The organism is Cryobacterium arcticum, from assembly GCF_003185895.1.
Classification (GTDB): Bacteria; Actinomycetota; Actinomycetes; order Actinomycetales; family Microbacteriaceae; genus Cryobacterium; species Cryobacterium arcticum.
The window spans coordinates 814,758-831,870 of sequence record NZ_QHLY01000005.1; the positions used below are offsets into that span (position 1 = coordinate 814,758).

General features: G+C 69.8%; 17 protein-coding genes. 12 read left to right on the forward strand and 5 right to left on the reverse strand.

The window, feature by feature from the left end; translation table 11 throughout:
* Positions 1-51 precede the first annotated feature (51 nt).
* The 8 genes from CTB96_RS05490 to CTB96_RS05525 all read left to right on the forward strand — a co-directional run bounded on the left by CTB96_RS05490 (position 52) and on the right by CTB96_RS05525 (position 8,708).
* Positions 52-1,422, forward strand: a complete 1,371-nt coding sequence (locus CTB96_RS05490; RefSeq protein WP_110125846.1) for an NAD(P)H-dependent oxidoreductase — start codon at positions 52-54, stop codon at positions 1,420-1,422.
* 86 nt (positions 1,423-1,508) lie between these two features.
* Entirely contained in the window at positions 1,509-2,252 is a 744-nt protein-coding gene (locus CTB96_RS05495; RefSeq protein WP_110125847.1) for a FadR/GntR family transcriptional regulator, read from the forward strand.
* Between the two features lie 84 nt (positions 2,253-2,336).
* Positions 2,337-3,680 (forward strand): MFS transporter, encoded by a 1,344-nt coding sequence (locus CTB96_RS05500; RefSeq protein WP_110125848.1) that lies wholly within the window; start codon positions 2,337-2,339, stop codon positions 3,678-3,680.
* A gap of 84 nt (positions 3,681-3,764) precedes the next feature.
* On the forward strand, positions 3,765-5,027 hold the full coding sequence (locus CTB96_RS05505) for a four-carbon acid sugar kinase family protein (protein WP_110125849.1): 1,263 nt from the start codon (positions 3,765-3,767) through the stop codon (positions 5,025-5,027).
* Positions 5,028-5,117: 90 nt separating this feature from the next.
* Entirely contained in the window at positions 5,118-5,882 is a 765-nt protein-coding gene (gene hemQ, locus CTB96_RS05510; protein WP_110125850.1) for a hydrogen peroxide-dependent heme synthase, read from the forward strand.
* Positions 5,882-6,976: a ferrochelatase gene (locus CTB96_RS05515; protein WP_110125851.1), complete on the forward strand. Its 1,095-nt coding sequence runs from the start codon at positions 5,882-5,884 to the stop codon at positions 6,974-6,976. Before hemQ ends, CTB96_RS05515 begins: the two co-directional genes overlap by 1 nt.
* The gene (gene hemC / locus CTB96_RS05520; RefSeq protein WP_110125852.1) at positions 6,973-7,926 is read left to right on the forward strand and encodes a hydroxymethylbilane synthase; all 954 of its coding nucleotides are present in this window, start codon (positions 6,973-6,975) and stop codon (positions 7,924-7,926) included. Before CTB96_RS05515 ends, hemC begins: the two co-directional genes overlap by 4 nt.
* Positions 7,923-8,708: a uroporphyrinogen-III synthase gene (locus tag CTB96_RS05525; protein ID WP_110125853.1), complete on the forward strand. Its 786-nt coding sequence runs from the start codon at positions 7,923-7,925 to the stop codon at positions 8,706-8,708. The genes hemC and CTB96_RS05525 overlap by 4 nt, the downstream gene beginning before the upstream one ends.
* Positions 8,709-8,712: 4 nt before the next feature.
* Here CTB96_RS05525 and CTB96_RS05530 read toward each other — a convergent pair whose 3' ends face one another.
* Positions 8,713-9,225 (reverse strand): MarR family winged helix-turn-helix transcriptional regulator, encoded by a 513-nt coding sequence (locus CTB96_RS05530; protein WP_110125854.1) that lies wholly within the window; start codon positions 9,223-9,225, stop codon positions 8,713-8,715.
* A 70-nt stretch (positions 9,226-9,295) separates the two neighbouring features.
* Between CTB96_RS05530 and CTB96_RS05535 the strand changes: the two genes are divergently transcribed.
* The 4 genes from CTB96_RS05535 to CTB96_RS20465 all read left to right on the forward strand — a co-directional run bounded on the left by CTB96_RS05535 (position 9,296) and on the right by CTB96_RS20465 (position 14,273).
* A complete protein-coding gene (locus CTB96_RS05535) occupies positions 9,296-10,915 on the forward strand; it encodes an MFS transporter (RefSeq protein ID WP_181397148.1) in 1,620 nt (539 codons plus the stop codon).
* A 12-nt stretch (positions 10,916-10,927) separates the two neighbouring features.
* Positions 10,928-11,911, forward strand: a complete 984-nt coding sequence (hemB, locus tag CTB96_RS05540) for a porphobilinogen synthase (protein WP_427846464.1) — start codon at positions 10,928-10,930, stop codon at positions 11,909-11,911.
* Positions 11,908-13,239, forward strand: coding sequence for a glutamate-1-semialdehyde 2,1-aminomutase (hemL, locus tag CTB96_RS05545; protein WP_110125857.1), 1,332 nt, complete (start codon positions 11,908-11,910; stop codon positions 13,237-13,239). The genes hemB and hemL overlap by 4 nt, the downstream gene beginning before the upstream one ends.
* Before the next feature lie 254 nt (positions 13,240-13,493).
* The gene (locus CTB96_RS20465) at positions 13,494-14,273 is read left to right on the forward strand and encodes a hypothetical protein (protein ID WP_181397149.1); all 780 of its coding nucleotides are present in this window, start codon (positions 13,494-13,496) and stop codon (positions 14,271-14,273) included.
* A 29-nt stretch (positions 14,274-14,302) separates the two neighbouring features.
* On the opposite strand, the gene CTB96_RS05555 is transcribed toward CTB96_RS20465, so the two are convergent.
* From CTB96_RS05555 to CTB96_RS05570, 4 genes are all read right to left on the reverse strand, one after another.
* The gene (locus CTB96_RS05555; protein ID WP_181397150.1) at positions 14,303-14,884 is read right to left on the reverse strand and encodes a helix-turn-helix domain-containing protein; all 582 of its coding nucleotides are present in this window, start codon (positions 14,882-14,884) and stop codon (positions 14,303-14,305) included.
* 111 nt (positions 14,885-14,995) lie between these two features.
* Positions 14,996-15,562, reverse strand: a complete 567-nt coding sequence (locus CTB96_RS05560) for a dienelactone hydrolase family protein (RefSeq protein ID WP_110125859.1) — start codon at positions 15,560-15,562, stop codon at positions 14,996-14,998.
* Between the two features lie 37 nt (positions 15,563-15,599).
* Positions 15,600-15,980: a DUF1304 domain-containing protein gene (locus tag CTB96_RS05565; RefSeq protein WP_110125860.1), complete on the reverse strand. Its 381-nt coding sequence runs from the start codon at positions 15,978-15,980 to the stop codon at positions 15,600-15,602.
* 39 nt (positions 15,981-16,019) lie between these two features.
* Complete coding sequence (locus CTB96_RS05570; protein WP_110125861.1) at positions 16,020-17,033, reverse strand: MDR family oxidoreductase; 1,014 nt, start codon at positions 17,031-17,033, stop codon at positions 16,020-16,022.
* Positions 17,034-17,113 lie beyond the last annotated feature (80 nt).

Sequence of the window (17,113 nt, forward strand, 5' to 3'; positions counted from 1 at the left end):
CAGCCACAACCCCAGTCATGGGCGTCAAGAAACCTACAAGGGAGTAGACAAATGAATCTGTTTTCGCTGCTGCAGAAGCGCACCGAAACCGCCGGACCGATCCGGGTCGGCGTCATCGGCGCCGGCAAGTTCGCCTCGATGTTCCTCACCCAGGCGCTCGGCTCGGCCGGCATCCACGTCGTCGGTGTTGCCGACATCAACGTGCCCAAGGCCAGGGATGCTCTCGCCCGCACCGGCTGGCCGGTCGAGCGGTACGCAGCCGGCTCCTTCGACGAGGCCATTCGCACCGGCGGAACCTTCGTCACCGCCAGCGCCGACGACCTGCTCGAGCGCGGCGAGATCGAGGTCATCCTCGAAATCACCGGCAACCCGCTCATAGGCACGTATCACGCGGTCAAGGCCATCGACAACGGCAAGCACGTCATCATGGTCAACGTGGAGGCGGACTGCATGGTCGGGCCGCTCCTGCAGCGCCGCGCCCAGGCGGCGGGCGTGATCTACGCCATGGCCTACGGCGACCAGCCGGCGCTGATCTGCGAACTCGTCGACTGGTGCCGCACGGTGGGCTTCGACGTCGTGGCCGCGGGCAAGGGCACCAAGTACCTGCCCGAGTACAACTACTCCACCCCCGACACCGTCTGGGACTACTACGGCTTCACGCCGGAGCAGATCGCCTCCGGCGACTACAACCCGAAGATGTTCAACTCCTTCCTCGACGGCACCAAGTCCGCAATCGAAATGGCCGCCGTCGCCAACGGCACCGGGCTCATTCCGCAGGAGGAGGGCCTGCTCTTCCCCTCGGCGAGCAAGGATGACCTGCCCGGCGTCTTCCGCGAGAACACCTTCCCCGGCGGCAGCCTCACCCGACGCGGCACCGTCGAGATCGCCTCGAGCATGTACCGCGACGGCACCGAGGTGCCCGACAACCTGCGCTGGGGCGTCTACGTCACCTTCGAAGCCACCACCGACTACGCCGCCCAGTGCTTCAAGGAGTACGGCGTGCACACCGACGAGACCGGCCGCTACGGGTCGCTCTACCGGCCGTACCACATGATCGGCCTCGAACTGAATGTCTCGATCGCCGCCGCGGTGCTGCGCAACGAAGCCACCGGGTCACCCACCGGCTTCCGCGGCGACGTCGTCACCACCACCAAGAAGGCACTGCGTGCCGGCGACACCCTGGATGGCGAAGGCGGCTACACGGTCTTCGGCAAGCTCGCCCCCGCCCACCTCTCGCTCGAACGGGAAGCCCTGCCACTGGGCCTGGCCCACGGCGCCAAGCTCATCCGCGACGTGCCCGCGGACACCACGGTGTCGTGGAACGATGTCGAACTCGACGAGACCCAGCTCGCCGTACAGTTCCGCCGCGAACTGGAGACCGAGTTCCGGGCCGAACAGAACGCCGCGCTGTCGGCGGTCTGACGGTCAGTCCATGCGTTGGGAACCTAGGATGAGCGGTGTGGAGGCAGCCGGCCTCGGCATCATTTCGGCCCAGGGGTGCAGATATCGTGACGAACGCAAAAGGGTGGGAACCCGTCCAACGGCTTCGCACGTACGAGCAGGTCATGTCGCAGATCGAGGAACGCATCCTCGACGGCCGGCTGAAGGCCGGCGACCACCTGCCCAGCGAACGGGACCTGGCGGTGCTCCTCGGGGTATCCCGGCCGTCCCTGCGGGAATCACTTCGGGTGCTCGAAGCCCTCGGCGTGGTCGACATCCGCCGCGGCGGCGGAGCGGATGGGGGAGCTGTCCTGGTCGGCACCCCCGGTCCGGGCTTCGTCAACCTGCTCAAGTTGCAACTCGCGCTCGGACACTTCGACTCGACCGACGTGCTCGACACCCGCACGGCCCTGGAAACCTGGTCGTGCACGGAGGCGGCAACCAGGTCATCGGCTGACGACCACCGCGATCTGGCCGCCATCCTCGACCAGATGGACGACCTGTCCATCGAGGCCAAGGAGTTCAACCGGCTCGACACCGCGTTCCATGTGCGCATCGCCGAGGCCACCGGGAACACCCTGACCGCCCACCTGATGGGTTCGCTCCGCACCGCGATCAACCGCCAGATGATCGAAGCCTACGAGCGGCTCGACGACTGGCGCGCGACCGCCGTGGTCGTGCGCCGCGAACACCGCACCATCCTCGACGCCATCATCCGGAGGGACGCCCCAGCGGCATCCCGGCTGGTGAGCGAACACATCCACGACTTTTACAAGATTGGCAACGTCGGAGGGACCTACCCTCCCGGATAGCCCGGACCCCGGGAGATCCGGGGCTCCTTCGTCGGTGTCCACCCCTGCGGGGTCACCCGCCGACTATCAAAGGAGATATCTCGAATGACCGCATCCACCAGCACAACCATCCCGGCCTCGATCCGGGCCAGGGAAGGCTCGCCCGACAAGCTCAAGACCGCTGTCGGCAGTGCCGTCGGCACCACCATCGAGAACTACGACTTCCTGGCATACGGCACGGCGGCGGCACTCTACTTCGGCGATGCGTTCTTCCACTCCGAAGACCCCGTTGTCGGGGTGCTGCTGGGCTTCCTCACCTTCGGTATCGGCTTCGCCATGCGGCCCCTGGGCGGCATCATCGGCGGCCACCTCGGCGACAAGTACGGGCGGAAGCCCGTGCTCGTGGGTGCCCTGCTCATCATGGGCTTCGCCACAGTGCTCATCGGCGTGCTGCCCACCTACTCGCAGGTGGGCCTGCTCGCTCCGATCCTGCTCACTCTGATCCGCATCATCCAGGGCCTGGCTTTCGGCGCCGAGTGGGGTGGGGCGATTCTGATGACCTTCGAACACGCACCGTGGAAGAAACGCGGTCTGTACACGGCCATCCCGCAGGCCGGCGTACCGCTGGGCCTGCTGCTGGCCAACCTGGTCTTCCTGTTCTCGGTCGGACTCGACAACGAACTCGCCTGGCGCCTGCCGTTCCTGCTCAGCGCCGTGCTGATCGTGGCCGGCCTCATCATCCGCCTCAAGGTCACCGAGTCGCCGGAGTTCGAAGAAGCCAAGGCCGCCGGCGAGCTCGAGAAGAACCCGGTGCTCTCGGTGCTCAAGAGCGACTGGCGCAACGTGCTCCGCGCCATCGCCCTGCGCCTGGCGGAGTCCGGCGGGTTCTACGTGATCGTGACCTACCTGATCTCCTACATCTCCAGCGGAGACGAGCCCATTGCCGAGCGATCGGTGGCCCTGACCGGTCTCGTCATCGCCGCGGCGCTCGGCGTGGTCGCGACCATCCTGTGGGGGCGCCTGGGCGACAAGATCGGCCGGAAGCCCGTGTACATCGTCGGCACCCTGTTGTTGATCGCGTTCGGCTTCCCCCTGTTCGGCCTCGTCAACACCGGCAGCGCCATGCTGATCGTGTTCGCCTACGTGTTCGGTCTAACCGTGATCCACGACATGCTGGCCGGCACCCAGGGCGCCTGGTTCTCCGAACTCTTCCCCGTCGCCACCCGCAACTCCGGCGCATCCCTCGGGTACCAGTTCTCGGCCGCGATCTCCGGCTTCATCCCGCTGATCGCCGCGGCCATCGCCGTACCGCTCGGCTTCGGCGGCGTCGCCCTGGTCTACATGGGCTGCGGCTTGATCGGCCTCGTCGGCGCCCTGGTGACCAAGGAGACCTGGGGGCGCAAGGAGCGCGCCGCCGTCGACGCCATCATCGCCGGCGAACCCCGCTAATGACCGCTGGGGTGCCGGGGCGAAACGCCCCGGTGCCCCGGCCCCACCCGGTACTCGCGGTTCGAATCCAGCAGAGGAACTCCCATGAAAACCATCGTCCTCGACGACGATCCCACCGGCACCCAATCGGCCAGCGATGTTGTCGTGCTCCTCGAGAGCAGCGCCGAGCTGATCGAGCAAGCGCTCACCGCCGCCGACAGCGTCTACGTTCTCACGAACTCGCGCGCCATCCCCGAAGACGAAGCGGTGGCGCTGATGCGGGCCATCCGGGCCGACGCGCTGGCCACCGCGGAGAGGTTGGGCGAACCCGTTCAGGTGGTGTTGCGCGGCGATTCCACCCTGCGTGGTCATGTCTTCACCGAGACGCTGGTCTTCGCCGACGACGCGTCAGTGGTGCTCTTCGTTCCCGCGTTCCCCGACGGCGGCCGCACCACCGAAAACGGCGTGCACTACGTGCGGCAGGGCTCGGAGCGGGTGCCGGCGCACCTCACCGAATTCGCGGCAGATCCGGTGTTCCCGTTTGAGACCGCGGTTCTCGTCGACTACGTACGGCAGAAATCGGGCCGAAGCGCCAGCACCGTCTCCCTCGACCGAGTGCGCGCCGGCAGGACTGCCGATGCCCTGCTCGACGCCCCGGCCGGCTCCGTCGTGCTGCCGGATGCCGTGACCAACGACGACATCCGTCTGATCGCCCGCGGCGTGGAAGCCGCCAGGGCCCGCGGCGCCAATATCGTCGTGCGCAGCGCCTCACCGTTGGCCGCCGCGCTGGCCGGCGTCGAAAGCCACGGACTGCTGCCCACGCCGCTCGTTCCCGAACCCTTTCCCACGCTGGTGGTGTGCGGGTCCCACACAGCCGGTGCCACCGCGCAACTGGCGCTTCTCGAGGCCGTCGCCGGGCCCGCGATCGTGATTCCCACCCTGTCCGCCCTCGACGACCCTCGCGGAGCGGGCATCACGACGGCAGCCGTGGCCGCCCAGGCGCTCACCGCCATTGGGGTGGCCACAATCACCACCGAACGCGACCGCTCGGCCGACCACAACACCCTCGAGCACGGGCGCATGGTCATGGAGGCGCTCACCTCGTCGGTGCGCGGTCTCCTGCCGCTGGCCGAGGTGGTGGTCTCCAAGGGCGGAATCACGTCGGCCGACGTCGCACGCATCGGCCTCGGCGCCACCCGGGCCACCGTGCTCGGCCAGGTGCTGCCCGGCGTCTCGGTCTGGCGCCTGGTAGCCGCCGACGGCGCCGAGCGCCTGTACGTGGTCGTGCCCGGCAACGTCGGCGAGCCCGACGCGCTCGTGCGGGTGCTCGAGGCCCTGGGCTTCGGAGTGGGTCCTGTCGCGCCGTAGCGATGACAGAGGGCGGCCGCGGCGAGCGGAATGCCGCTCGCACGCGGCCTACTTTTGGCTCTCCGAGCAAAGCGGTAGAGACTAGTACACATGACTCACCCGGCTGCCGGAGAGGCAGTAGACACAACCACGCCCACCCCCGATTCGCACACCTCGTCAGAGGCTGAACCCACCGAGGCTTCGCCCTCCGGATTCACCCTCTTCACTGTGCTGCGCAAGGACCCGGCCAACCCCGACGACCTCGACGGCCGGGACGTTCCGCGTTTCGTCGACGAACTCGACGGCATCATTGCCCTCGTCGAGGCCGAAGGCGTGACGGTCCGCGGGTTCTACGACGTCTCCGGCCTCCGCGCCGACGCCGACGTGATGATCTGGACGCACGCCGACGAAGCCCAGAGCCTGCAGTGGGCCAACCGCGAGTTGCGTCGCAGCCGCCTGCTCAAGAGCCTGTTGCCCACCTGGAACGCGATGGGTGTGCACCGCGACGCCGAATTCAACAAGAGCCACGTTCCCGGCTTCCTGCGCGGCATCGAGCCCAAGGCCTGGCTCACCGTGTACCCGTTCGTGCGCAGCTACGAGTGGTACCTGCTGCCCGAAGCCGAGCGCGGCAAGATGCTCGCCGACCACGGCCGCAAGGGTGCCGCGTTCCGTGGCGCTATTGCCAACACCGTCTCCTCCTTCGCCCTCGGCGACTACGAGTGGCTGCTGCCGATCGAGTCCGACGAGCTCACCGAGCTGGTCGACCTGATGCGCGAACTGCGCGCCACCGAAGCCCGCCGCCACGTGCGCGAAGAGGTTCCGTTCTACACCGGCCGCCGCATCACCACCGCGGAGCTCGTGGAGGTCCTGCAGTAATGACCAAATACGACGCCCTGCTGCTCGCCGGTTTCGGCGGCCCAGAGGGCCAGGACGACGTGATCCCGTTCCTGCGCAACGTCACCCGGGGCCGCGGCATCCCGGAAGAACGCCTCGAAGAGGTCGCGGTGCACTACCGCCACTTCGGCGGCATCAGCCCGATCAACCACCAGAACCGGGTTCTCCGTGCCGCCCTGCAGGCCGAGCTCGACCGTCGTGGCATCGATCTGCCGGTGATCTGGGGCAACCGCAACTGGGCACCGTACCTGCCCGACACCATCGCCGAAGCGCACGCCGCCGGCCAGGACCGCCTGCTCGCCATCGCAACCAGCGCCTACAGCTCGTACTCCGGCTGCCGCCAGTACCGCGAGGACTTCGCCCAGGCGCTGGAGACCACCGGGTTGACCGGAACCGTGCAGATCGACAAGATCCGCCAGTTCTTCGACCACCCCGGCTTCGTCACCCCGTTCATCGAGGGTGTGCGCAACGGCCTGGCCGAGATCGAGGCCGCGAACCCCGGCATCAACCTCACGACCGAGGTCGAGGTGCTGTTCTCGACGCACTCGATCCCGTCGACGGATGCCGCCAAGAGCGGCCCGGCCGAGCGCGGCTTCGGCGAGGGCGGCGCCTATGCCGCCCAGCACCTGGCCGTGGCCGATGTGGTCATGCAGGGCCTCGACACCCCGTGGCAGCTGGTCTACCAGTCCCGCAGCGGGCCGCCCAGCATGCCGTGGCTCGAGCCCGACATCAACGACGCCATCGCGTTGCTGCCCGCCCGTGGCATCCGCGCCGTCGTCATCGTGCCGCTCGGCTTCGTCAGCGACCACATGGAGGTCATGTGGGACCTCGACAACGAGGCCACCGAATCGGCCAAGGAGCACGGCCTGTTCTCGGTGCGCGTGCCCACGCCCGGCGCTGACCCGGTCTTTGTCAGCGGCCTGATCGACCTGGTCGAAGAACGCCTGGCCGACACCGAGCCGGCCGACCGGCCCGCCCTCACCGACCTCGGCCCCTGGTATGACATCTGCCGGCCGGGCTGTTGCGAGAACGTGCGGCTCGGCTTCAAGCCGGCCGTCGCTGGTATCGCCCCGTGAGCGTCATCCGAGTGGGTACCAGGGGGAGCGCCCTCGCCCTGGCCCAGACCACCGCGGTGGCGAACCGCATCGCAGCCGCTGCCGGCGTCGACATCGAGATCGTGCCGATCACCACGCACGGTGACGTCTCACGCGAGTCCCTCTCCAGCCTCGGCGGCACCGGCGTGTTCGCCAGCGCCCTGCGCGAATCCCTGCTGAACGACGAGTGCGACGTGGTGGTGCACTCCTTCAAGGACCTGCCCACCGACGTCTACCCCGGCCTCACCATCGGCGCCACGCCCAAGCGCGCCGATGCGCGCGACGTGCTCGTCGCCCGTGACGGACTCACCCTCGCCACTCTGCCGGAGGGCGCCAAGGTGGGCACCGGTTCGCCGCGTCGCGCCGCACAGCTGCGAGAGCAGCGCCCGGACCTCGACGTCGTCGACATCCGCGGCAACGTCGACACCCGGCTCGCCCTCGTCACCGACGAGAAGCTGCACGCCGTGGTGCTCGCCGCCGCCGGACTCAGCCGGCTCGGCCTGCTGGAGAACCTGGCCACCGAGTTCCTCGAACTCTCCGACTGGCCCACGGCGCCCGGGCAGGGCGCCCTCGCGATCGAGGTGCGCGACGTGAAGCCGGACCGCCTGCTCGCCAAGGCGCTGGCCGTGCTCAACCACGCCACCACCCAGGCCACGGTCACGGCCGAGCGCCACGTGCTCGCCCGGCTCGAGGCTGGTTGCGCTGCCCCGATCGGGGCGACCGCGGTGCTCGACGACGGTCTGCTCTTCCTTACCGCCACCGTCTACAGCCCCGACGGCACCCGCCGCATCACCGCCTCGCACGCGGCAACCCCGGAATCGCACTCCGCGGCCGACCTGCTCGATGCCGCGCACGACGTCGCCGACCGCGCCGCCCGGGAGCTGCTCGCCGGCGGCGCCGCCGAATTCGCCCCGCTCACGGTGACCTCGTGAACGCCCCGCGGTTCAACCCCGAGAAGCCCCTGGCCGGCTGGCGCGTTCTCGTGCCCCGCGGCGGGCCCTGGGGCGACCAGGTCGCTGCCAACCTGCGCTCGCGCGGTGCCATGCCGATCGTGGCGCCGATGATCAACTTCGCGCCCACCGACGACGCCGCCGCCCTCGAAACCGCGCTGGCCAAGCTCGCCGCCGGCGACTTCGACTGGATGACCGTGACCAGCGCCACCACCGTTGATGTTCTGTCGTCGCACCGGGCCGTCGTGGCGCCGGGCACCCGCATCGCCGCGGTCGGCGAGACCACGGCCGCGGCGCTCGTTGCCGCCGGTTACCACGTGGACATCGTGCCGGCCGAGGACAACTCGGCCAAGGGCCTGCTCGCGGAGTGGGAGGCGGCCACGCACGGCGCCATCCAGCTGCGGGTGCTCACCCTGCGCTCGGAGATCGCCAAGCCGCTGCTCACCGAGGGCCTGCGCCGGATCGGCCACGATGTGGAGTCGGTCGTCGCCTACCGCACGGTGGGTGTGCCCGTCGCCGACCGCGTCGTCGCCGACGTGAAGGCCGGTCGGGTGCACGCCGTTCTCGTCACCAGCGGCAGTGTCGCGCAGCAGGTGCAGGACCAGCTCGGCCCCATCCCGCGCACCACGCTGATCGCCTGCATCGGCCCGCGCACCGCCAAGGATGCGGCGGCCATCGGTCTGCACGTCGACGTCGTCGCCGACGCCCCCAGCGCCGAGTCCCTCATCGAGGCGCTTGTGCGCCTCGCCCCCCGCGACCTCTAGCAGGTCAGTTCGGCCGGTGGCCGACCGACAGCGCCTCTGCATGGGCGTCCAGTTCGGCGGCCGCTGACCGCAGATAGCGGCTGATCACGGCGTTCTCCTGCTCCGTGAACTGCTCAGCCAGGGTGTCGAGGGCGGCGAAGAGCGGACCCAGTTCACCGAGGATGCGGGCGACAGCGTGCGCCTGCGGCACCAGGTGCACCCGGCGCCGGTCGAGGTCGTCGCGCGAGCGAGTGACGTGCCCAGCCTTCTCCAACCTGTCGGCGAGTTCGGTGGCGGATCCGGTGCTGATGCCCAGGCGCGCCCCGAGTTCGGCGGGGCCGAGCGGGCTCGTTTCGCTGTCCATGATGTGACCCATGGCCTCGTAGTCGAGCGAGCGCAGGCCCACCTTGGCGGCGAGGGCGTGATCGAGATTGCCGGCCGCTCGATTGACCGCGCGCAGCGACCAGGAGACGTCGGCGGCCGACATCCGAGCACGCTCGATATCTTCCGGATCGGGGGTGGCGTTGTGCTCGCTCATGGGGCTATTCTAGTTCGCAATTAGCTCCGTTGCGGAGTGACTCGGATACCGAATGAATAGGAGAATTGACATGCAGAATCCCTCCGACTCAGCGTCCGCGCCCGGCGGCCGGCACGGTCAGGTCCTGTCCGATGGTCGACTCCGCAGCCTGCTGAGCGTGCTCTGCGCGGGATTGGCCCTCGTAGTTGCGGGAAACTCGGCCCTGGCCATCGCCCTTCCCGACATCGCCGCAGACCTCGAAGCCGACCAGTCCGAATTGACCTGGATCATCGATGCCTACGCCCTGACCTTCGCCGCGCTCCTGCTCACCGCCGGCATCGCCGCGGACCGCATCGGGCGCCGCACCATCCTCGTCGCCGGCCTGGTCATCTTCGGGGCGGCGAACCTCGCCTCGGCGTTCTCGCCCGACGCCGGCTGGTTCATCGCCCTGCGCGCCCTGGCGGGGGTCGGCGCGGCGGCGGTATTCCCGGTGACGTTGTCGGCACTCGTCGACGCGTATCCGCCGGAACGGCGCACCTTCGCCATCGGCGTCTGGTCGGGGGTGAGCTCAGCCGGCGCCGTCGCCGGAACAATCGTGGCCGGGGCGCTCCTGGAGTTCTGGTGGTGGGGCAGCGTACAGATCCTCTTCGGTGCCGTTGCCCTGATGATCATTCTGCCGGTGTTGGCCCTGGTCGCCCAGAACCGCAATCCGGCGCTGTCGCTGGACCCGGTCGGCGCGCTGTGGTCGGTGCTGGCCCTGGCCGGCCTGGTCTTCGGTGTTGTCGAGGGTCCGCAGCGCGGGTGGCTCGACGCGGTGACCCTGGTTGCCCTCGGGGTGGGCGCGGTCGGCTTCATCGGGTTCGTCGTGCACCAGCTGCGAGCGGCGGCGCCGTCGCTGGACGTCCGGCTGTTCCGCAATCGCGGGTTGGCGGCCGGGTCCGCGATCGTCACCGTGCAGTTCTTCGCCTCACTCGGGTTCTTCGTCCTGTCGCCGCAGTACCTGCAAATTGTGCTCGAGTACAGCCCCCTCGGTGCCGCGCTCGCCCTTCTCGTGGTTCCTGTCGGCGTGGGAGCCGGCATCGGGGCCGCCGCAGCGCTCACGAAAAGAGTCGGCGCCCGGGTGCCCGGCGCTCTGGGCCTGCTCCTGATGGCTCTCGGCTTCACCCTGATCGGCTGGGGACTCATCGGGGGCCTGGACCCCTCGCTCTGGCTGCTCGGCGGGGGAGTCCTCATCTTCGGGGTGGGCTTCGGCATGGGAATCGCACCGGGAACCGAACTGATCATCGACGGCCTGCCCGCTGAACGCCGCTCTGTCGCCAGCGCCGTCAACGACATCACCCGTGAGGTGGGCGGTGTGCTCGGCATCGCGGTGCTCTCCAGCATCCTGGTCAGCTTCTACCGTGCCGATATCGCCCCGGTGCTGGCCGATGTGCCCAATGCGGTGCGCGAGGTCGTGGACGCCGGTGCCGGTGCGGCGATCGGCCTGGCCGGCTCTCTCGGGCCCGAGGGGCAGGCCCTCGTCGACGCGGCCAGGGAGGCCTTCGCCGTCGGTTTGAGCGCGTCGATGTTCGTGGGCGCCGTCGTTCTCGCCGTCGCGGCCGTCATCACATTCCTGGTCGCTCCAGCCGGCACGCGCGCTCCACACGACCGCCCCGCCGCCCCGGGCTCCGCCGAAGCGCCCACCGCCCCCGCACTCAGGCGGGAGGCCTAGGCTGGTCGGGTGATAAACCCCGTCATCCGCCCGCGACGACTGCGCAGCACCCCCGCACTCCGCCGCCTGGCCAGCGAAACCCGTCTCCACCCCGCCGAACTCGTTCTGCCGCTGTTCGTACGTGAAGGAAACGACTCCACCCCGATCTCCTCGATGCCCGGCGTCGTGCAGCACAGCCTCGACGGCGCCCGCCGCGCGGTGGCCGAGGCTGCGGCGGCCGGCATCGGCGGGGTGATGCTCTTCGGCGTGCCCACGGTGCGGGACGCCACCGGTACCGGCGCCACCGATCCGGACGGCATCCTGAACGCCGCCACCCGCGCCGTGGTCGCCGAGGTGGGCGACGCGCTGGTGGTGCAGACCGACCTGTGCCTCGACGAATTCACCGACCACGGCCACTGCGGCGTGCTCGCCGCCGACGGCTCCGTCGACAATGACGCCACCCTGCTGCGCTACAACGACATGGCACTCGCCCAGGCCGAGGCCGGCTCGGCGCTGCTCGGCCTGTCCGGCATGATGGACGGCCAGGTCGCCTCCGTGCGCGCCACCCTCGACACCGCCGGCTACGCCGACACCGCCGTGCTCGCGTACTCGGCCAAGTACGCCTCCGCCTATTACGGCCCGTTCCGCGAGGCCGTGCAGTCCACCCTGGTCGGCGACCGCCGCACCTACCAGCTCGACCCGGCCAACCGCCGCGAGGGCGTGCGCGAGGCCCGCATCGACATCGACGAGGGCGCCGACGTCGTCATGGTCAAGCCCGCCGGCAGCTACCTCGACGTGCTCGCCGAGGTCGCCGCGATGAGCGAGGTTCCGGTCTGGGCCTACCAGGTCTCCGGCGAATACGCCATGATCGAGGCCGCTGCCGCGCAGGGCTGGATCGACCGCCGCCGCGCCATCGAGGAGTCGGTGCTCAGCATCCGCCGTGCCGGCGCCGACGCGATTCTCACCTACTGGGCGGTCGAACTCGCCGCCTGGCTCACCGAAACGGATGCCCGATGACCGCCACCACCCACAACGACGAGCTCTTCGCCCGGGCCCAGCTCTCCATTCCCGGCGGCGTCAACTCGCCCGTGCGCGCGTTCCGCTCGGTCGGCGGCACCCCACTGTTCCTCGTGAAGGCCGCCGGAGCATACGTCACCGATTCCGACGGCCGCGACTACGTCGACCTGGTCAGCTCCTGGGGCCCCGCGATACTCGGCCACGCCCACCCCGCCGTGGTCGCCGCCGTGCAGGACGCCGCCGCACTCGGACTGTCCTTCGGCGCGTCGACTCCCGGCGAGACCGAACTGGCCGAGCTGATCAAGGGCCGCGTGGGCGCGATCGAGAAGCTCCGGTTGGTCTCCACCGGAACCGAAGCCACCATGACCGCCATCCGGCTGGCACGCGGGTTCACCCAGCGTGACCTGCTGATCAAGTTCGCCGGGCACTACCACGGCCACTCCGACGGCCTGCTGGCCGAGGCCGGAAGCGGCCTGGCCACGCTCGCGCTGCCCGGATCGGCCGGTGTCACTGCCGCCACCGCCGCGCAGACCCTGGTGCTGCCGTACAACGACCTAGGCGCCGTGCGCGCCGCCTTCGAGGCGTACCCCGGCCAGATCGCCGCGGTCATCACCGAAGCCGCCGCCGCCAACATGGGCGTCGTCGCCCCGGATGCCGGCTTCAACGCGGCCCTCTGCGACCTCGCGCACGAGTTCGGTGCGCTGCTCATCGTCGACGAGGTCCTCACCGGCTTCCGGGTCAACCCGGGTGGCTTCTGGGCGCTGCAGGCCGAGGACGGCGAGAACTACACTCCCGACCTGTTCACCTACGGCAAGGTCATCGGTGGCGGACTGCCGGTCGCGGCCCTCGGCGGCCGGGCCGACGTGATGGACTTCCTGGCCCCGGCCGGACCGGTCTACCAGGCCGGAACGTTGTCGGGCAACCCGGTGGCCGTCGCCGCCGGCATCGCCACCCTCACCGCGGCCGATGCCGCCGTGTATGCGCGCCTGGACGAGACCGCCGAGCTGCTCTCGGAGGCCGTCTCCAGCGCGCTCTTCGCCGAGGGCGTCGCGCACAGCGTGCAGCACGCCGGCAACCTGTTCAGCTTCGTCTTCGGCCAGGACGCCGCGATCACGCCGCCGCGCAGCTACGCCGAGGTGCAGCGCCAGGAGACGTTCCGGTACGGACCGTTCTTCCACGCGATGCTCGACCAGGGAATCTCGTTGCCGCCGTCGGTGTTCGAGGCCTGGTTCGTGTCGGCCGCGCACGACGGCGACTCGATCGGCCGCATCCTCGAGGCCCTGCCGGCCGCGGCCAAGGCCGCAGCGGAGGCCCGCCCGGCCGCCTAGCCCACCCGCGGCCACACTGGCCGCCGCCCCAGCGCCGCCAACTGTTGCCGAAGCGGACTTCTGCGTCCGGTGCACCGGGCGCAACAGTCCGCACGGGCAACAGTTCGGAGCAATTGCGCAGGCTGGGCCGCCTGCGGAGGTGGTGCGTGGGTGCCTCGCGGTGCGGCGGCGGTGCGGCACTCCACGGCGTCGGCGTTACGTCTTTGTGAGGAAGCGACAGGGGGTTTTCCAGCCGGACCCGGCAGACTGGGGGAATGGCTTCCTTGCGCGTACATCCCGATCGGCTGGAGATTCACCTGACGCCCGCGGAGAAGACGCTGGCGCTTCGCCGGGAGAACGTGGTGGTGCAGCGGGAAAACATCCGATCGGTCACGATCACGGATGATCCGTGGATCTGGGTGCGCGGCATCCGTGCCCCTGGCACCCTGGTGCCGCTCGTCGTGGCCGTCGGCGTGTGGAAGTTCCACGGCGGCAAGGACTTTCTCGCGATCAAGCGCAAGCGCCAGGCTGTGGTGATCGACCTCGTCGGTGACGAGTTCGCCCGGCTCGTGCTGTCGACCAACCACGCCCCGGATCTGATCGCTTCGCTCAAGCTCGACGCCGCCGGTACGGAGGCAGCTGCTGTGGCCGAGGCTGAAGCCGCGGCGACGGCCAAGGCCGCCAAGGCCGAGAAGGCCGCGAAGCCGGTCAAGCGCGCCAGGCCGGTCAAGCCCGCTGTCGTGGCAGAGCCCGCCGCCGAATCGAGCGATGTGAACGAGGCGCCTGCCGCGAAGGTCACTCCGGTCAAGCGCACCAGGACGAAGGCGCCGGTGGTGTCCGACGCCACCGCAGACGTCGCTGCCGCTGCGACCGAACCGGTCAAGCCGGTCAGGCGCGCCCGCACGGTCAAGCCCAAGGAACCGGCGCAGACCGGCGATCCAGCCGGGGCAGATAAGCCGGCCACCCCGCCGAAGCCGGTCGCGGCGAAGCCGGCCAGGAAGCCGGCGCCGGCCGCTCCCGTGACGCCGGCCGACGGCGCTGAGCCCACGGCTTAGACTCGCGGCGGCACGGCCCCGGGACGCTCTCAGCGGATCGTGCTCGCGCGCACATGGATGCGTTCACCGGTCTGGCCGAAGAGGCTGAGAATCTCGGTGGGCTCAGGCCCAGCACTGCCGAAGGCGTGCGGCACCCTGGTGTCGAACTCGGCCACCTCGCCCACCCCGAGGAGCAGGTCGTGCTCGCCCAGGGCCAGACGCAGCTTGCCGCTGAGTACGTAGAACCAGTCGAATCCCTCGTGGGTGCGCTTCTCCAACACGTCGTCGGGGCCGCGCCCGGGCAGGATCACCTTGTAGGCCTGCAGGCCACCCGGGGTGCGGCTGAGCGGCACGAAGGTGCGGCCGTGCCGCACAAACGGCCGCTGGTCCAGCCGCGGGTCATCGTGCTCCGGCGTGTGCACGAGGTCGTCGAGGGTCACGTCGTGCGCGGCCGACAGCGCGAGCAGCAGCTCGAGGGTGGGCTTGCGCTGCCCGGACTCCAGCCGGGAGAGAGTGCTCTCCGAGATTCCGGTGGTCGCCGACAGCTGCGCCTGGGTGCGTCCGCTCTGCAGGCGCAGCTCACGCAGCCGGGCACCCACGGTCTGCAGTACGGATGGCGCGTCGTCGGTCATGCTCCCCATCGTGCCAGACCGGCACGCGCACTTGCCACCAGGTCTCGACCAGCTCGACCGGCGATACGCTCGGCCGGCGACACGCTCGACCAGCGACGCTCGTGGCGCGGGTCAGGCCAGCCGGTCGAGGAACTGGATTGTGCGGGCGATGATCAGCTCGGCGATCTCCTCGTCATACGACGGCAGGGTGGAGTCGGCTACCAGATGCGCCGACCCCGGGTAGATGAAGAGTTCGGCGTGGGCGGCCTCGCCGACCAACTGCTCCACCTCATCCAGCTCCACCCACTCGTCGCCCTCGGTGATGTGCACCTGCAGCGGCACCGGCTCCGGCCACTCCGACCCGAACGACGCCGTCGGGATGCCGCCGTGGTACAGCAACGCCCCGAGTGCGCCGGCCCGGCTCTGCGCAAGTTTCTGCGCGGGCAGCGTGCCCAGGGAGAAGCCGGCGTACACGGTGTTCGCTGGCAGGGCATCCGCTGCGGCGACCCCGCGCTCGATGATGGTCTCGAAGCCGATCGACTCGGCGTTGGCCACTCCCTCGTCGAGGTCGTCGAAGGTGCGGCCTTCGTAGAGGTCGGGAACGACGACGTCGTGGCCGGCGTCTCGCAGGCGCTGGGCGAACAGCTGCACCCCGTCGGTGAGGCCCTGGGCGTGGTGGAAGAGGAGAACGGAGGTCACAACGGTCCTTTCGACAAAAGCCCGCCATGGCCGGTGCCTAGGCGAACAGGAACAGGATGAAGCCGATCAGCGGCAGCGTACCCTGCGTGAGTGCAGACTTCACGCGGCCGGGTCCGGTGGTGGTGAGAACGATCGCGGCCAGGAACATCGACGCGGTGCTGAACAGGATGAGTGCCGCACCGGCCTGCTCGGGCCCGCCGAAGTAGAGGAACAGGCCGAGAATCGCGCCCACGGCGAGAAACAGGTTGTAGAAGCCCTGGTTGTAGGCCAGCGGCTTGGTGGTCTCGGCATCCGCCTGATTGGCCAGGCCGAACCGCTGCCAGATCTTCGGCCGGGTCCACCAGGCGCTCTCCATCAGGAAGATGTAGACGTGCAGGAGCGCCGCGAGGGCGACGAAAACGGATGCGACAATGGCCATTCCTGAAGCCTAGCCGCACGTTCCTCGCGCGTCAGGGTGTCAGCGGCGTACGTCCACGACGGTGCGCCCGTGCACCTGGCCGGCCAGGATGCGCTCGGCGGCGCCGAATGACTCCTCGAGCGAGATGACCTCGGTGAGGCCGTCGAGCAGGTCGAAGTCCAGATCATCGGCGAGGCGGCCCCACGCCTCCTCGCGGAGCGCCAACGGTGCCTCCACCGAGTTGATGCCGGCCAGGGTCACGGCTCGCAGAATGAACGGCATCACCGTGGTGGGCAGGTCGGCACCCTGGGCGAGACCGCAGGAGGCCACCACGCCGCCCTGGTTGGTCTGGGCGAGGATGTTCGCGAGGGTGTGGCTGCCGACGGAGTCGATCGCGCCCGCCCAGCGCTGGGTCTGCAGCGGCTTGCCCGCCTCCGAGATCGTGCTCCGGTCGAGCAGCTCCGCGGCGCCGAGGCCACGCAGGTAGTCGCCGAGCTCCTCGGCGCGGCCGGTGGAGGCGACCACCCGGTAGCCGCGGGCGTGCAGCAGGGTGACGGCGATGGAGCCGACGCCGCCGGCCGCACCGGTCACCAGTACGTCGCCGGACTCCGGCGTGACGCCGCCGCGTTCGAGGGCGAGCACGGCCAGCATCGCGGTGAAGCCGGCGGTGCCGATCGCGGCAGCGCGGGAGGCGCTCACGCCCTCGGGCAGGCGCACCAGGGAAGCGCCGGAGACCCGGGCCCGTTCGGCCAGGCCGCCGTGGTGGCTCTCGCCGATGCCGGCGCCGTTCAGGATCACGCGGTCTCCGGCGGCCCAGCGCGGGTCGCTGCTGGACTCGACGGTTCCGACGAGGTCGATGCCGGCGATCAGCGGCCAGACCCTGGCCACGCCGGGCTTGCCCATCAGGGCGAGACCGTCTTTGTAGTTGATGCTGGAGAATTCCACGGCGACGGTGACGTCGCCATCCATCAGCGCTTCATCGCCGACGCGGGTCAGCGCCGAGGACTGGGTGCGTTTGCCCGCCTCGTCTTCGGTGCGGGTGACGACGATTGCGCGGAACTCGGTAGCAGCCATGCCTTCACCCTAGACCCGGCTCCGGGCCGAAATCCGGCCGCGAGCCGGGCCTTTCTGCCCGGCGGATGCGTACGCCACCA

Excerpts from the sequence above, each read along its gene's own strand:
- CTB96_RS05490 (WP_110125846.1), top strand. The coding sequence starts at position 52 with ATGAATCTGTTTTCGCTGCTGCAGAAGCGCACCGAAACCGCCGGACCG.
- CTB96_RS05500 (WP_110125848.1), top strand. The coding sequence starts at position 2,337 with ATGACCGCATCCACCAGCACAACCATCCCGGCCTCGATCCGGGCCAGG.
- CTB96_RS05505 (WP_110125849.1), top strand. The coding sequence starts at position 3,765 with ATGAAAACCATCGTCCTCGACGACGATCCCACCGGCACCCAATCGGCC.
- hemQ (WP_110125850.1), top strand. The coding sequence starts at position 5,118 with ATGACTCACCCGGCTGCCGGAGAGGCAGTAGACACAACCACGCCCACC.
- CTB96_RS05515 (WP_110125851.1), top strand. The coding sequence starts at position 5,882 with ATGACCAAATACGACGCCCTGCTGCTCGCCGGTTTCGGCGGCCCAGAG.
- CTB96_RS05530 (WP_110125854.1), bottom strand. The coding sequence starts at position 9,225 with ATGAGCGAGCACAACGCCACCCCCGATCCGGAAGATATCGAGCGTGCT.
- CTB96_RS05535 (WP_181397148.1), top strand. The coding sequence starts at position 9,296 with ATGCAGAATCCCTCCGACTCAGCGTCCGCGCCCGGCGGCCGGCACGGT.
- hemL (WP_110125857.1), top strand. The coding sequence starts at position 11,908 with ATGACCGCCACCACCCACAACGACGAGCTCTTCGCCCGGGCCCAGCTC.
- CTB96_RS20465 (WP_181397149.1), top strand. The coding sequence starts at position 13,494 with ATGGCTTCCTTGCGCGTACATCCCGATCGGCTGGAGATTCACCTGACG.
- CTB96_RS05555 (WP_181397150.1), bottom strand. The coding sequence starts at position 14,884 with ATGACCGACGACGCGCCATCCGTACTGCAGACCGTGGGTGCCCGGCTG.
- CTB96_RS05565 (WP_110125860.1), bottom strand. The coding sequence starts at position 15,980 with ATGGCCATTGTCGCATCCGTTTTCGTCGCCCTCGCGGCGCTCCTGCAC.
- CTB96_RS05570 (WP_110125861.1), bottom strand. The coding sequence starts at position 17,033 with ATGGCTGCTACCGAGTTCCGCGCAATCGTCGTCACCCGCACCGAAGAC.